Source organism: Bartonella sp. 1-1C, assembly GCF_002810325.1.
GTDB lineage: Bacteria > Pseudomonadota > Alphaproteobacteria > Rhizobiales > Rhizobiaceae > Bartonella > Bartonella rochalimae.
The window spans coordinates 1257751-1271749 of record NZ_CP019489.1; the positions used below are offsets into that span (position 1 = coordinate 1257751).

At 40.4% G+C, this 13999-nt stretch carries 15 protein-coding genes, 1 tRNA gene and 1 other RNA gene; 8 read left to right on the forward strand and 9 right to left on the reverse strand.

What is annotated here, in order from left to right:
- Window positions 1-102 precede the first annotated feature (102 nt).
- The 5 genes from clpB to infA all read right to left on the reverse strand — a co-directional run bounded on the left by clpB (window position 103) and on the right by infA (window position 4741).
- On the reverse strand, window positions 103-2694 hold the full coding sequence (clpB, locus tag B11cv2_RS05620; protein WP_100693680.1) for an ATP-dependent chaperone ClpB: 2592 nt from the start codon (window positions 2692-2694) through the stop codon (window positions 103-105).
- Window positions 2695-2873: 179 nt separating this feature from the next.
- Window positions 2874-3038, reverse strand: a complete 165-nt coding sequence (locus tag B11cv2_RS07155; protein WP_158521548.1) for a hypothetical protein — start codon at window positions 3036-3038, stop codon at window positions 2874-2876.
- Between the two features lie 323 nt (window positions 3039-3361).
- Window positions 3362-3586 carry a DNA gyrase inhibitor YacG gene (yacG, locus tag B11cv2_RS05625; protein ID WP_199570327.1) on the reverse strand — a complete coding sequence of 75 codons (225 nt, stop codon included), beginning with the start codon at window positions 3584-3586 and terminating at the stop codon, window positions 3362-3364.
- 74 nt (window positions 3587-3660) lie between these two features.
- Window positions 3661-4311, reverse strand: a complete 651-nt coding sequence (locus tag B11cv2_RS05630) for a Maf family nucleotide pyrophosphatase (protein WP_100693681.1) — start codon at window positions 4309-4311, stop codon at window positions 3661-3663.
- A 211-nt stretch (window positions 4312-4522) separates the two neighbouring features.
- Entirely contained in the window at window positions 4523-4741 is a 219-nt protein-coding gene (gene infA, locus B11cv2_RS05635; protein WP_013545481.1) for a translation initiation factor IF-1, read from the reverse strand.
- Between the two features lie 484 nt (window positions 4742-5225).
- Here infA and purE point away from each other — a divergent pair, with 484 nt between their 5' ends.
- The 7 genes from purE to B11cv2_RS05670 all read left to right on the forward strand — a co-directional run bounded on the left by purE (window position 5226) and on the right by B11cv2_RS05670 (window position 10499).
- Window positions 5226-5735, forward strand: a complete 510-nt coding sequence (purE, locus tag B11cv2_RS05640; RefSeq protein WP_100693682.1) for a 5-(carboxyamino)imidazole ribonucleotide mutase — start codon at window positions 5226-5228, stop codon at window positions 5733-5735.
- 86 nt (window positions 5736-5821) lie between these two features.
- Window positions 5822-6937, forward strand: a complete 1116-nt coding sequence (locus tag B11cv2_RS05645) for a 5-(carboxyamino)imidazole ribonucleotide synthase (protein WP_100693683.1) — start codon at window positions 5822-5824, stop codon at window positions 6935-6937.
- A gap of 791 nt (window positions 6938-7728) precedes the next feature.
- Window positions 7729-7854: a type B 50S ribosomal protein L36 gene (ykgO, locus tag B11cv2_RS05650; RefSeq protein ID WP_004863016.1), complete on the forward strand. Its 126-nt coding sequence runs from the start codon at window positions 7729-7731 to the stop codon at window positions 7852-7854.
- Entirely contained in the window at window positions 7854-8714 is an 861-nt protein-coding gene (locus B11cv2_RS05655) for a M48 family metallopeptidase (protein ID WP_100693684.1), read from the forward strand. The genes ykgO and B11cv2_RS05655 overlap by 1 nt, the downstream gene beginning before the upstream one ends.
- Window positions 8715-8776: 62 nt before the next feature.
- Window positions 8777-8937, forward strand: a non-coding RNA gene (gene ssrS / locus B11cv2_RS05660) — 6S RNA.
- 71 nt (window positions 8938-9008) lie between these two features.
- Window positions 9009-9617 (forward strand): 5-formyltetrahydrofolate cyclo-ligase, encoded by a 609-nt coding sequence (locus B11cv2_RS05665; protein WP_100693685.1) that lies wholly within the window; start codon window positions 9009-9011, stop codon window positions 9615-9617.
- Window positions 9618-9635: 18 nt separating this feature from the next.
- Window positions 9636-10499 (forward strand): TIGR00282 family metallophosphoesterase, encoded by an 864-nt coding sequence (locus B11cv2_RS05670; protein ID WP_100693977.1) that lies wholly within the window; start codon window positions 9636-9638, stop codon window positions 10497-10499.
- A gap of 378 nt (window positions 10500-10877) precedes the next feature.
- Here the strand turns inward: B11cv2_RS05670 and murA are convergent, their stop codons facing one another.
- Window positions 10878-12170 (reverse strand): UDP-N-acetylglucosamine 1-carboxyvinyltransferase, encoded by a 1293-nt coding sequence (gene murA, locus B11cv2_RS05675; RefSeq protein WP_100693978.1) that lies wholly within the window; start codon window positions 12168-12170, stop codon window positions 10878-10880.
- A gap of 169 nt (window positions 12171-12339) precedes the next feature.
- A complete protein-coding gene (locus tag B11cv2_RS07430; protein WP_199570328.1) occupies window positions 12340-12492 on the reverse strand; it encodes a hypothetical protein in 153 nt (50 codons plus the stop codon).
- A 198-nt stretch (window positions 12493-12690) separates the two neighbouring features.
- Here B11cv2_RS07430 and B11cv2_RS05680 point away from each other — a divergent pair.
- Window positions 12691-12765, forward strand: a tRNA-Thr gene (locus tag B11cv2_RS05680).
- Window positions 12766-12976: 211 nt separating this feature from the next.
- Here B11cv2_RS05680 and B11cv2_RS05685 read toward each other — a convergent pair.
- Window positions 12977-13594, reverse strand: a complete 618-nt coding sequence (locus tag B11cv2_RS05685; RefSeq protein WP_100693686.1) for a lambda exonuclease family protein — start codon at window positions 13592-13594, stop codon at window positions 12977-12979.
- 212 nt (window positions 13595-13806) lie between these two features.
- Window positions 13807-13998 carry a hypothetical protein gene (locus tag B11cv2_RS05690; protein ID WP_100693687.1) on the reverse strand — a complete coding sequence of 64 codons (192 nt, stop codon included), beginning with the start codon at window positions 13996-13998 and terminating at the stop codon, window positions 13807-13809.
- Window position 13999 lies beyond the last annotated feature (1 nt).

Consider the following 13999-nt stretch of genomic DNA (forward strand, 5'->3'; position numbering starts at 1 on the left):
CTTAAATAAAGACGGAATTGTGATTATGCCTTTATGATAGCTGTTTAGATTCACCTTGTCAAGTTTTATTGTATTTCTCTGTCATTTTACCCTTTCAAGTATTTATTTTTCGCTTTCTGTTTCAGAGGAAAAGATCAATTGCTCTCCTTCTTTTGTAATTGTCACGGTTGTATTATCATGGATCGTACCCTTTAAAATGCTTTCCGCGAGGGGATCTTGAATTTCTCTTTGCATCATTCGTTTTAAGGGCCGCGCACCATAAAGAGGGTCATAGCCTTTATGGGCAAGCAAAGTTCGCGCTTCCGGTTTAATCTGCAAGGTAATTTTGCGTTCACTAAGTAAATTTTGTAAGTGTTGGATTTGAAGATCAACGATTGCTTCGATGTCTTTGCGCTGCAATCTTTGAAAGAGAATAATTTCATCGACGCGATTAAGAAATTCTGGTCGGAAAGCAGCTTTTACCACTTGCATCACTTCATCTCTTGCTTGATGTGTTATTTGCCCTTCTGGCAATGCAGTCAAGATTTCAGCTCCGAGATTAGAAGTCATAATGAGGACGGTATTTCGAAAATCGACGGTACGCCCTTGACTATCTGTCAAGCGTCCTTCATCAAGCACTTGAAGAAGCAGATTAAAAATATCGGGATGCGCTTTTTCAATTTCGTCAAATAGAATGACCTGATAGGGTCTCCGTCTGACAGCTTCGGTAAGGAGGCCTCCTTCTTCATATCCAATATATCCTGGGGGAGCACCGATCAAGCGTGCTCCGGCATGTTTTTCCATATATTCGGACATATCAATCCGCAACATAGCCTGAGCATCTTGAAAAAGAAAAGCAGCGAGGGCTTTTGTGAGTTCGGTTTTTCCAACACCTGTTGGCCCTAGAAACATAAAGGACCCAATAGGACGATTAGGATCCTGCAGTCCAGCGCGCGCGCGTCGTACAGCGCGTGCGATAGCATGTACAGCTTCAGCCTGTCCCACTACTCGTTTACTGACTTCGTCTTCCATGCGCAATAATCTTTCTCGTTCCCCTTCGAGCATTCGATCGACGGGAATTCCTGTCCACCGTGAAACGATTTGCGCAATATGTTCAGCTGTAACAATTTCTTCAACGAGATTATTTTGTTGGTCATCATTTTCAGCAACATTGAGTTGTTTTTCGAGTTCAGGAATGACACTATAGGCCAATTCACCAGCGCGTTGGAACTGTCCATTTCGTTGTGCAATGGCCAAAGCATTTCGTGCTTCTTCGAGTTGTTTTTTCAGATCAGCCGCATAGCCTAATTTTTGTTTTTCGGCCTGCCAAGCTTGTGTCATTTCTGCTGAATTTTTTTCCAATGTTTCGAGTTCAGTCTGCACAATTTTCAAGCGTTCTTTTGCTGCAGGATCGACTTCTGTTTTTAAAGCTTCCTGTTCGATTTTCAACTGCATGATGCGTCGATCGATTGCATCGAGTTCTTCTGGTTTTGAATCGACCTGCATTCTCAAACGTGCGGCAGCTTCATCGATCAAATCGATTGCTTTATCGGGCAAAAAACGATCTGCAATATAACGATATGACAATCGTGCAGCGGCAATCAAAGCACTATCGGCCAAGCGTACTTTGTGATGTTGTTCGTATTTTTCTTTGATTCCGCGCAAGATAGAGATACTATCTTCTACGGTTGGCTCAGGAACAAAGACGGGTTGAAAACGTCTCGCTAAAGCAGCATCTTTTTCGACGTATTTTCGATATTCATCGAGCGTTGTTGCGCCTACACAATGGAGTTCACCGCGAGCGAGAGCGGGTTTAAGTAAATTGGAAGCATCCATAGGCCCATCGGATTTTCCGGCTCCTACGAGATTATGCAATTCATCGATGAAGAGAATAATTTGTCCATTTTCGGCTTGAACGTCTGAGAGTACAGCCTTCAAACGTTCTTCAAACTCGCCTCGATATTTTGCCCCAGCAATAAGCGCCCCCATATCGAGAGCATAGAGTTGTTTATCCCGCAATGTTTCGGGGACATCACCATTTACGATGCGGAGAGCTAGTCCTTCAACAATAGCGGTTTTTCCGACTCCTGGTTCTCCTATCAACACGGGATTATTTTTGGTTCGTCGCGATAAGACTTGAACAGTTCTTCTGATTTCTTCTTCTCGTCCAATTACGGGATCGAGTCTTCCCTCTCGCGCTTCTTTTGTCAAGTCACGTGCATATTTTTCCAATGCTTCATATTGGCTTTCAGCATGACGACTTGTTGCTGTTTTTCCTTTTCTCATTGTCTTGATGGCTTCATCAAGAGCTTGCGCTGTTACTCCTCCTGTTGTCAAAATATCAGCTGTTTTTGCATTTTTTTCGAGAAGTAAAGCTTGTAGAGCACGTTCTACTGTTACAAATTGATCGCCTTCTTTTTGAGCAATTTCTTCTGCTTTTGCGAAAACTTTTGCCATAGGCTGAGACATATAGAGCTGCCCATTTCCGCCTTGTACTTTTGGCATAGAATCGAGCGCTTCTTTGAGCTCTTTTTGAATAGCTGGCAAATTGCCTCCTGCCTTTTGGATCAAAGAAACTGCCAACCCTTGGCTATCTTCTAAAAGCACTTTCAAGAAATGTTCAGGCATAAATTGTTGATGATCAGAAGAAAGAGCACTGCCTTGCGCTGCTTGTAAAAAACCTTGAAGCCGTTCGCTATATTTTTCCAAATTCATTTTTTTCTTTCTCTCTGCCTTCACAGGCTCTTTGTTTTCACGAGCTTGCCTTTACCGCTAAGCACTTCTTTTCAAGAATCTTCACGATCTTCCACACACCCATAAACAACAATTCATTTTAATAATAAAAGAATATGGGAACATCCTCTTCTTATAGCAAGAGGGAAATAAAATCTCTTTTAAAAAGGAGAAACTTTGCCTCTCCACAGCCCCTCTTCTACAACTTCTCTCAATATTCCCCCATATTCCTCCCCCATAAACTCCCCCATGGCGCCTTCCCATACAGCAAGATTATCCACTCTTACCCCCTCAAGCACACTCTTACAACCCTTTTTCAAGAGCATCATAAGACTCAATTAACTTGATATAACAAGCATATAAAAGCGCATTATGTCATGTTAACATTTGTATCCGGTTCTCTTAACCTGATACCAAGCCAATTTGTACTTTTGCTATTTTGGTACAGATAAAGGAAGAAGATAACAGAACAAACACCGCTATATATTTTAAAAAGACCAATACAAAGAGCACGGATAAAAGCATTCACGCTAAAGTATAAACCATTTGTTAAAAAATTCTAACAGCATTTAATTTTAAGCACAAAGACAAAATTAGCCACAAAGACAAGGATGGCAATTTTTCCTTTTGCAGCATTTTTATTTTTCGTTCACTCTTCCTCATCGGTTTTTTGAGGAGGTGGAGGCAAAACATATGCCCCAGACAACCAACGATTCAGATCGATTGCACGACACCGTGATGAACAAAAAGGATAAGAATCTTGCTGAGACATTTTTCCACATTCTGGACAGGGGCGCGATGGACGCAAATTATTTTTTTGTGAGGGCAGTTGATATATTTCTGCTTTTTTTCCGTCTTTTTTGCGCTGTTTCATTGTTTTTCAAGGCACCTTTTTCTGTAAAGTTTTGTTTTTTTGCCTTCACCCATTAAATTTTGGCCCATTTTGTCTTATTCACCTTCACCGAAATTTTCGCACCAATGATTCAGCAATGGATACTGATAAGCCACTAAAAGATCCATTGTTTCAGCCAAAGGGAGTCCCACGACACTGGAATAAGACCCTGTTATATTTGTCACGAAAGCCCCTGCTTTTCCTTGAATTGCATACCCTCCGGCTTTTCCTTGCCATTCTCCAGAAGCCACATACGCCTCCACCATTGTTTTGGTTAACCGTTTAAACCGTATAGAACTTTCAACTAACTTGATCTTTTTTTTTCCACACTCATTCAAGAGACAGATGGCACTATATACCTTATGGGCTCTCCCTGAAAGAAAACGCAAACATTCGTATGCTTCATCTTCTCCCTCTGCTTTAGGGAAAATGACACGCCCCACCGCCACTACTGTATCCGCAGCTAAAATTAAATATTTTTTTGATGATGATTCTTTTGAATTATTTTTCTGATCTCTTAACCAACTTTCCTGTGCTGCGAGAGCTTTTGTTTTTGCGAGACGCTTTGCTAAATTTGCTGGGTGCTCTCTTAATTTTGGTGTTTCATCAATATTGGTTGCATAAACAAATTCGGGTTCAATACCTATTTGTGCGAGAAGCATTAAACGCCGCGGAGAAGCAGAAGCAAGAACCAAATTGATATCCATAATGAACCCCTTTCGCCAATTTTGAGTGCATGCACTTTTGTCCCAACGTCCCCACTTTATTTAAATTATTTTTTTCACACCTCTATATTTTGTATCTTATAGTTCACTTGAAGCGTTTTTCCTTGACCTTATTTTTCACAAGAGTTCACTTCTGCAATAAAGCTTCGCAATTTTGGATTAACTTTTGATACAGAATTTTTCCTTTTGATGGTTATTTATAGCGATATGTAATTCGTCCTTTTGATAAATCATAAGGGGTCATTTCCACCATAATTTTATCGCCGACTAAGACACGAATACGATTTTTGCGCATTCTTCCAGCGGTATGGGCAATAATTTCATGATCATTTTCTAATTTGACCCGAAACATTGCATTTGGTAAAAGTTCTGTAACAATTCCAGAAAATTCCAGTACTTCTTCTTTAGACATAAAGAGCGATTTCCTTTTATAGTATATGTCGTTGATTTTATATGATAAGTTAACGTTCTTTTTCCATATCTTATTTTTTTGATTTTGTGAACAAGGATTTAAGAGAGAAAGAGAGATTTTCTTTATATACTGTTTGTGAGCATATTTTTACTCTTTATTTTTTCTTCTCTTGATTTTTCCTTCATTTCATATGATCACTCATTCATAAAAAACGAAAACCGGTTCTGAGATAATCACTGTACTTTTTTGTGATTTTTCTTCTCAACGAAGCCACTATTCTACACTTTATTTTACGTTTTTTTCTTTAAGGATTGAACTTAAAAATTTATTTTCTCGTCTTCAAAAGAGTAAAAACTTACTAATTAACTTTGCAAAAAAGCAACAAAACTTTTAAAAGCAATTGAATCGCCCTTTGATCATATCAAAATACAAAGCACCTAGGAAGAGAGAATGAAGCCCCTTGCAGAATGAAAAAGGATATTAAATGGCTGAAAAATTGTATGACGTAGCACTTTTAATGGGCAGCCAATCCGATTGGCATACCATGCGCCATAGCTCAGATATTTTAACTCACCTTGGCATTTCTCATTTGACACAGATCATCTCGGCGCACCGCACCCCTGAACGACTTTATCAATTTGCAAGAGGAGCAAAAGCTTCTGGCTTTAAAGTTTTGATTGCTGGCGCTGGGGGAGCAGCGCATCTTCCTGGTATGTTGGCCTCTCTTACTCCTTTACCTGTTTTTGGTGTGCCGATTCACTCTCAAACTTTATCGGGTCAAGATTCTTTACTTTCGATTGTACAAATGCCAGCAGGTGTACCGGTTGGCACTTTAGCCATTGGCAAAGCAGGAGCGATTAACGCAGCTCTTTTATCCGCAGCAGTCCTTGCGGTTCACGATGACGTTTTATCCGAACGTTTACAGCATTGGCGCAAAGAACAAACAGCCAGTGTAGCAATAATGCCAACGATGGAAAGTGAAGATATCTCATGATAATGACATTTTATCCGAACATTTACAGCATTGGCGCAAAAAACAAACAGCCTGCGGAGCAATAACACTAACGATGGAAAGTAAAGATGTCTCATTATTCTGAAGACTTATGTTCTGAGAAAACTATTGGCCTTCTTGGGGGCGGTCAATTAGCACGAATGTTAGCGATTGCAGCAGCAGAATTTGGTTTTAAGACACTTGTTCTGAGTCCTGAGATTGATTGTCCAGCATCTCACATTAGCACAGAGCATATTCTTGCTTCGTATGATGATCAAACGGCATTAACTCATCTTCTTTCTGTTTGCAATGTGATAACCTATGAGTTTGAAAACCTTCCTTTGCAAACAGCACAATATATTGAACAAAAAAGTTATCTTTATCCCTCTTCTCAGATTTTAGAGATTGCGCAAGATCGCGTTCTTGAGAAACAATTTCTGAACACCCATGGTATTCAAACAGCTAAATGGTATGCAGTTCATGATCGAAAGTCTCTTATTGAGGGTTTATCGGCTTTGGGGGGAAGCGGTCTTTTGAAGACGCGCTGTTTTGGTTATGATGGAAAACATCAAATTGGTCTTCATCATCCAAGTGAAGAAATCATCGATAAAGCGTTAATTGCACTTGATCATCAACCTCTGATTTTAGAAGAGATTGTCCCCTTTTTGTTTGAAATATCTGTTGTATCGGCATCGAATCCTCAAAAAGAATATGCTTTTTATGATTGCTGTGAAAATCAACATAAGAGTGGTATTCTTTATAAAACCTTAGTGCCTTCACAGGCTTCACCACTGCTTCAAAAAACAGCACAAGAGATTAACGCTAAGATTATGAACATTCTTGATTATGTTGGTGTTCTTTGTGTTGAATTTTTTGTTTTAGCCGATGGAAGTCTTTTGGTTAACGAATTAGCGCCTCGTGTGCATAATTCGGGTCACTGGACACAAAAAGCATGCATCACTTCACAATTTGAACAGCATATTCGTGCTATTTGTGCTCTGCCTTTAGGGGATACCTCACGCCATAGCAATTGTGAAATGACAAATCTTCTTGGTACGAATTTGAAAGATTATCAAAATTTTTTACAGCAAAAATCGACATCAGTCCATTTATATGGAAAAACTCTTGTCAAACCAGAACGCAAAATGGGCCATGTCATCCAATTAACAGGACCAGCAACAAACGCTTCCTACGCAAAAGAATAAAGAACTCAACAGGTTCCCTTCAGAAAAGAAAGAGTGTACTTTTAAAACCTCTCTCTTCCCCTACCACAACACTCTCCTGCTCCTAAGAACTCTCCGCACGCAACACCTCACTCTCCTGCTTTCTCCATTTTAGGCCCTTCTTCCTTTATCAAAGGCATCAATCCTGAAGAAGCATTCTCTCTCCTATCAAACATATCGCTATCAACAGGTTCCCTTCAGAAAAGAAAGAGTGTACTTTTAAAACCTCTCTCTTCCCCTACCACAACACTCTCCTGCTCCTAAGAACTCTCCGCACGCAACACCTCACTCTCCTGCTTTCTCCATTTTAGGCCCTTCTTCCTTTATCAAAGGGCATCAATCCTGAAGAAGCATTCTCTCCCCTATCAAACATATCGCTATCAACAGGTTCCCTTCAGAAAAGAAAGAGTGTACTTTTAAAACCTCTCTCTTCCCCTACCACAACACTCTCCTGCTCCTAAGAACTCTCCGCACGCAACACCTCACTCTCCTGCTTTCTCCATTTTAGGCCCTTCTTCCTTTATCAAAGGGCATCAATCCTGAAGAAGCATTCTCTCCCCTATCAAACATATCGCTAAAGGAAAGTGTACTTGACAAAAAGAGGACTTCCTGCTATGAATCCACCGTTTTCATTTACCCATTATGGTGGAAAATTTCAGTATTTTTCACGACAGAAGTGGAAATGTTTTTATAATATCTTATGTCTCAAGAGCAGAGTTTTCTTATCTTAAGAAGGCGATTTTTGCTTGAACTATATATAAACGGTGATGATGATGAAAATTAAAAACTCGCTCAAAGCACTTAAAGAACGTCACCGTAATAATCGGTTGGTTCGCCGTAAAGGCCGTGTTTATATTTTGAATAAAACAAATCCGCGTTTTAGAGCCCGTCAGGGATAATGGGTTTAAAAGGCAGGTTTCTGATTTCTGCTGTTTTTGTGTGGGCATTTATTTGTTATGTTCATTTAAGGTCTTTTGTTTTTTTAAAGGGTTTTATTTTTTTCTGTTCAAATTTTTTAAGACCGCAGAGTATATTTCTTTTATTTTTCAGTGGTTTTTTTTCTCTTTCTCCCAGTTATGGACAAAACCCTCCTTCTTCTCCATTTGAAGAAGCACCTTCTCCACAATCTCTTTTACCTTTAGAGGATATAATTCCTGATTTTCCTTCGGAACAGTCTGACAGTTCTCCCTTGTCAGATCCTCACTCAGGCACAATTCTTCTTGAAGATTATGCATTGCCGCCTCATGCACATCAATCTCTTGCGAGTGATCGTAAAGAACAAGAGATTGTACGCCTTCTCAAAGAATTGAAATATTGTTCTAATGTTAAGGAAGCGAAGAATCTTAGTCGTCAACTTCAGCGTTTATGGTCACGCTCGGGCAGTGAAACTATTGACCTTTTAATGATCTGGGCAGAACAAAGCATTATAGCATCAGATTATAATGCTGCTCTTGATAGGATTGATTCTGTGATTGCTCTTGCTCCAACCTATGCTGAACCTTGGGTAAAACGTGCTTGGCTTCATATTCAATTGAGTGATTTTAAGCTTGCGATGTTTGATTTATTCCAGGCTCTCACGCTTGAACCTCGGCATTACATAGCCTTTATTGAGCTTGGCATCATTATGGAAGAGACGAATCGTCCCCATCTTGCGATCAAGGCTTATGAAACAGCTCTTTCTTTTTATCCACAAATGGAGTTTCTTCATCAGCGCCTTGATTTTCTGGTATCCCAACAACAGTTAGATCAAGAAGTTTAGAGATTTATGAGAAATCATTTTTTCTCTAGCTGAAAAGCTAAAACTCTTTTATAATAGCGGAGGGTGTTCTGTGCTTCTCGACAGGAAATAACATATTCCTGAGGCCTTATTGATTTCCAAGGGAGCTGTCCCTGAAAGAGCTCGTGGGCTTTTTCACACGGTGCCCACCTAGTATACTAGGCACTCGGAATCAACTTTTTCCATCGGTTGTTGCGGTTCACCTTTTTGTATTTGTTTGCGCTTCGGCTACTGTTTAACCTGATTGACACAATTCTCTAACCCTATTGATGAGCAATGCCCCATTTTCCCGAAAGCACCTCTTCTTCTTTATCGGTTCGCAATTCTTTGCGCCACTGGGGTTTATCACAACGAGAGCATTTATCCTTACAGAACCGTTCTATTTTTTCGCATCGCGCCTGTTCTCATGCAGCAGATTATCTTGACAAAAAAGTGAATAATCTTTCAGGGATTATTTTTGCTGGTTATTGGCCTATTCGTTCGGAGATTGATCCTCGTCCCTTGTTTGATTTTATCACATCACGAGGGGGTCATTTGGCTTTACCGTCAATTATTGATCATACGACGATGGTTTTTCGCCGTTTTTCGCATGAAAGTGAATTAGAGCGGATGCATTTTGGCATTCTTTGCCCGAGTTCTAAACAGGCTGTTGTTTTGCCACATTTTATTTTTGTTCCTCTTTCTGCTTTTGACCGTCAAGGTCATCGACTTGGATATGGAGCAGGTTACTATGACCGGATCGTTGAAAATTTTCGCACCCACAATCACCCTGTCCATTTACTTGGTTTTGGTTTTTCATGCCAAGAAGTTGCCTTTATTCCTCCGAGAACAGAGGATCTTCTTTTGCAGGGTATTTTTACAGAAAAGGGTTTTCTTGCATTTTAAAGTGTGATTAAAACGCGTATGCGTTTTTTATTTTTAGGTGATATTGTTGGAGAAACGGGATGCAGAGTTGTTTCCCAGATTCTTCCTTGTTTGATTGAACACTGGCACCTTGATTTTGTTGTTGTTAATGGTGAAAACGCCTCCAATGGTTTTGGCATTACCGAGACAATTTATCAAGATTTTTTAGCTTTGAATGTTGATGTTGTCACAACGGGCAATCATGCATTTAGATGTAAAGAGACTTTGAGCTATGCCTCTTATAGCGATCGTTTTTTACGTCCAGCGAATTTTGTTGAAGGCACTCCTGGAAAAGGTTCTGGTTTATGGACAGCGAAGAATGGCGCTCGTGTTCTTGTTGCGAATGTGATGGGCACTGTTTTTATGCCTTGCACAGTAGATGACCCTTTTCACACTGCAGATAAGATTATCGCAGTCTGTCCTCTGCGTGAACAAGCGGACGCGATTATTTTTGACTTTCATGCGGAAGCAACGAGTGAGAAACAGTGTTTTGGTCACTTTCTTGATGGACGTGTCAGTGTTATTGTCGGCACGCATACACATATTCCGACGGCTGATGCACAAATTTTAGAGGGCGGAAGCGCTTACTTATCGGATGCAGGCATGTGCGGTGATTATAATTCCTCTTTAGGAATGGATAAAGAAGAACCTCTTTACCGTTTTCTTTATAAAAAAAAGTTTAAATTTTATGAGCCTGCGAAAGGACCAGCAACGCTTTGTGGTTTAGCGGTTGAGCTTTCTGACCGTACTGGCCTTGCTGAAAAAGTTTCCGCTGTCCGCATTGGGCCCCATTTAAAGCCTGAAATTCCAGATTTTTGGGATTCCTTACCCCTTTCAGAGCTTACCACTTCAGATTCCTCTTAAGGAAACGCTCACATACACACATCATTCTTTGCGCACACAGCAATGCCTGCAAACCTGATGATCCTTTGCAGAGCTATAGGCTCTTACCCTTTTACAGTCTTCTCTTTGTCCTGTCCATGCACTGCTTGCTGAAAATGTGACAGAACCTTAAGTCCAGAAAGAAGACACTACTCTCTTTCTCTACAGCTTGTCCTCAGCTTTTCCAGAGCTTTGTCCACAAAAGATTCCTCTTAAGGAAACACACACCCACACACGCTATCGTTCTTTGCGCACAAGCTATCATTGTTTTCGTTTTTGTCTCTGGAACTTTCTCCTCTTAAGAAGACCTAAGGCTTCCTCTCTTCAGGAACGACTTCCCGCAAACATAGATATATTTTCTCAACCTGTGACGCGTTGAATATTTGCACCACATTGCGCCAACTTTTCCTCCAGCCGTTCAAAACCTCGATCAAGGTGATAAACGCGACTAACGATTGTTTTTCCCCGCGCAGCAAGTGCAGCAATAACAAGAGAAACGGAAGCGCGTAAATCTGTTGCCATCACTTGCGCACCTTGCAGATTCTCTGTTCCACAGACAAGAGCTGTCTGTCCATTGAGTGTAATTTGTGCTCCCAAACGTATTAATTCCTGTACATGCATAAAACGATTTTCGAAGACTGTTTCAGTGATATGGGCATTTCCCTGCGCCCGTGTCATAAGAGCCATAAACTGTGCTTGTAGATCTGTCGGAAAAGCTGGAAAAGGACCTGTTTTGATATCCACTGGCATAATTTTCTGCGCTGGGTTTCGTCTGACATTGATCCCTTCTGGTTTTATTTCGATTTCGAGACCTGTTTTTTTGAGGCATTCGAGAACTTCGGTGAGATGATGAGGATTTGCATTTTTCAGAAAGACGTCTCCACCGGTCATTGCCACAGCCATAGCATAAGTTCCTGCTTCGATTCGATCCGGAATCACTTGGACTTTGGCACTATGCAGTTTTTCCACTCCATGAATGGTCAGGGTTTGTGTTCCTTCTCCAGAGATGCGCGCGCCCATAGCTTTTAGGGCTTGAATAAGATTTGTCACTTCTGGCTCGCAAGCAGCATTATCAAGAATCGTTGTTCCTTTTGCCATGACGGCCGCCATCAAGAGCACATGTGTTCCCCCAACGGTTACTTTAGGAAATCGATAGCGCCCCCCTTGAAGACCGTTTGGTGCTTTAGCACGAACATACCCCTGTTCGATAACAATTTGTGCACCTAGACTTTTGAGACCTTCCAGAATAAAATCAACAGGTCTTGTTCCGATGGCACACCCTCCAGGTAAGGAAACGTAAGCTTCTCTACATCGTGCGAGAAGCGGACCGATCACCCAAAAGCTTGCGCGCATTTTTGTCACCAATTCGTAAGGAGCGTGTACTGTTGTTATTTTTTTTGCTGTAAAGTGAATTGTCCTTGAATAGCCGCTTTCTTGATGCGATGTTCGTCCCTCTACAGCATAACCAATCCCATGATGATTGAGAATTCTCAATAAGAGTTCGACATCAACGAGATGCGGAATATACTTCAAAGTAAGTGTCCCCTCAGTGAGCAATGCTGCGACCATAAGAGGAAGTGCAGCATTTTTAGCTCCTGAAATAGGAATAACACCATTAAGAGGATTTCCACCAATAATGTGAATAGAATCCATAATTTGACCCTTTTTACCCACGCCAAAGTGCCCCTTAGAAAGGATCCTTTGAAGAGTTTCCTTTCAAACAAGTGAATACCTTGAAGCGCCTTTTCTCTGACTTTGAAACGAATCATTAAGAGGTTTGGTTGCAAAAATGCCGTAAAAATACCTTAATCGGAAGTCTTTTTTAGGAATTATCCTGAAATCGTTTTCGATTTTGCTCTTTTCGACGTCTTAAATTAGCGCGCAACTGCTGGGCTAGCCTTTCTTGGCGTTGCTTTTTTTTCTCGTCTTTGCATTTTTTATTATCGTCTTGTTTTTGTTGATCCATTTGTGTCATGACACATTTTTTTGAACAATTTCACTTTTTTGATAACTGGGAGCTCATTCAACAAACACTCTATCTCGCCTTTATCTTTATGCTTCTTATATCACCTTCTTTGTCATGACATAAGATAAACTGACTTGCAAGAATGGATCAATGTTCTCTTGCCTATTTTGTAACAATATGGCACAAGGCGACACAAAGTTTCAAAGTGCTGCGGTAGCTCAGTGGCAGAGCACTCCCTTGGTAAGGGAGAGGTCGAGAGTTCAATCCTCTCTCGCAGCACCATATGTGTAGAAATAGCTCTTTTTTGACGACGCTTTCTTTATTCACGTAAAAACCACTTTTTTTATTTTGATGCATGCAGACTTATTCTTTTTGTTTTTTCTGCTATTTTTCCTCAAATTTGTATTCTCCATCTTCCTGAGATTTTTCGTAGAATTCATGGCTTTTTCTTTCCCAACTGTTGTAATTTTACAATATCCTTTTCCACCACTGTTTATAAAGAAATCGTTTGCAGACGATGAACCATCACTGCTAAAGCCTCATTAAATCGGTTAATTTCTATTTCGAGTCTTCGAATATAAGCCTCATCGCGATAAGCACGTTTAATCAAAGGCGGCATATCTGGCCAATAGAACATTAAATCAATCCATTCACGTTGTGCAATCCATAATCCTCCTTGACATTGTGCTTTATGTTCAAGAGGAAAATTCCTTTGCGTATAATAGGGAATTAAAATCTCAGGTTTTTTTGTTTTGATTTCCAACATTCCATTTGTCCCGATCAAAGCATCTGGAGAAGCTCCTTTCAAACGATCATCGGCCAAAATAAAACCAACGCATTCAGGTTCTGTCTGTGTAAGAGTTCCATAAAGCTGACGTGCCTTTGGTTCTAATTCTATTCCGCGCTTCATAGGCAACGTTATTCCCTCTTCGACGGGCTTTCCTGTTATTCTTTCTCCAGCAAGCCTCATCATTAAAGAAGTATATTTTTGCGTTTTTTTTCCATCTTGTTTTTGTGCGAGGACCATCTCAAACAGAGAAGCAGTAACCAAACCATTTCGTGCTTGGCGCCATTCATCTGTTCCTTGAACACAATCAATAATCGTTGGCATTTTCAATATTCTCCCCTTTTACCATTCCTAGCTTTTTTTGAAGATCTTTCTTTTCACACCCAGCATCTCGCAACAAGTAGCTCCAACAAAACGGCACCGCAGAACTGCACACACCCAAAATCTCGCAGCTGGACTCATTTTTTCTTTTTGCTTACGGTTTTTTATTTTCTGGAATTAATTTTGTACGATTATGAGCATGAGGAAATGTCTTCCTATTTTTGTGCTATATAAAAATCATAACGCTGATACTGAAGTGCTAACTTCCGCGCTATGGACTCTGCCTCAGAGTGTGAAATAAAAGAACAGGCATTTTTTTGTTGTGGTTCCAATTTGATGATGTTTTGTGCATATCCGGCATAATAGAGTGGTAACCCATAAGAAAGTGTTTTGAGGTAAGTTTTCATT

Excerpts from the sequence above, each read along its gene's own strand:
- clpB (WP_100693680.1), bottom strand. The coding sequence starts at position 2,694 with ATGAATTTGGAAAAATATAGCGAACGGCTTCAAGGTTTTTTACAAGCA.
- B11cv2_RS07155 (WP_158521548.1), bottom strand. The coding sequence starts at position 3,038 with ATGCTCTTGAAAAAGGGTTGTAAGAGTGTGCTTGAGGGGGTAAGAGTG.
- yacG (WP_199570327.1), bottom strand. The coding sequence starts at position 3,586 with ATGAAACAGCGCAAAAAAGACGGAAAAAAAGCAGAAATATATCAACTG.
- B11cv2_RS05630 (WP_100693681.1), bottom strand. The coding sequence starts at position 4,311 with ATGGATATCAATTTGGTTCTTGCTTCTGCTTCTCCGCGGCGTTTAATG.
- infA (WP_013545481.1), bottom strand. The coding sequence starts at position 4,741 with ATGTCTAAAGAAGAAGTACTGGAATTTTCTGGAATTGTTACAGAACTT.
- purE (WP_100693682.1), top strand. The coding sequence starts at position 5,226 with ATGGCTGAAAAATTGTATGACGTAGCACTTTTAATGGGCAGCCAATCC.
- B11cv2_RS05645 (WP_100693683.1), top strand. The coding sequence starts at position 5,822 with ATGTCTCATTATTCTGAAGACTTATGTTCTGAGAAAACTATTGGCCTT.
- ykgO (WP_004863016.1), top strand. The coding sequence starts at position 7,729 with ATGAAAATTAAAAACTCGCTCAAAGCACTTAAAGAACGTCACCGTAAT.
- B11cv2_RS05655 (WP_100693684.1), top strand. The coding sequence starts at position 7,854 with ATGGGTTTAAAAGGCAGGTTTCTGATTTCTGCTGTTTTTGTGTGGGCA.
- B11cv2_RS05665 (WP_100693685.1), top strand. The coding sequence starts at position 9,009 with ATGCCCCATTTTCCCGAAAGCACCTCTTCTTCTTTATCGGTTCGCAAT.
- B11cv2_RS05670 (WP_100693977.1), top strand. The coding sequence starts at position 9,636 with ATGCGTTTTTTATTTTTAGGTGATATTGTTGGAGAAACGGGATGCAGA.
- murA (WP_100693978.1), bottom strand. The coding sequence starts at position 12,170 with ATGGATTCTATTCACATTATTGGTGGAAATCCTCTTAATGGTGTTATT.
- B11cv2_RS07430 (WP_199570328.1), bottom strand. The coding sequence starts at position 12,492 with ATGACACAAATGGATCAACAAAAACAAGACGATAATAAAAAATGCAAA.
- B11cv2_RS05685 (WP_100693686.1), bottom strand. The coding sequence starts at position 13,594 with ATGCCAACGATTATTGATTGTGTTCAAGGAACAGATGAATGGCGCCAA.
- B11cv2_RS05690 (WP_100693687.1), bottom strand. The coding sequence starts at position 13,998 with ATGAAAACTTACCTCAAAACACTTTCTTATGGGTTACCACTCTATTAT.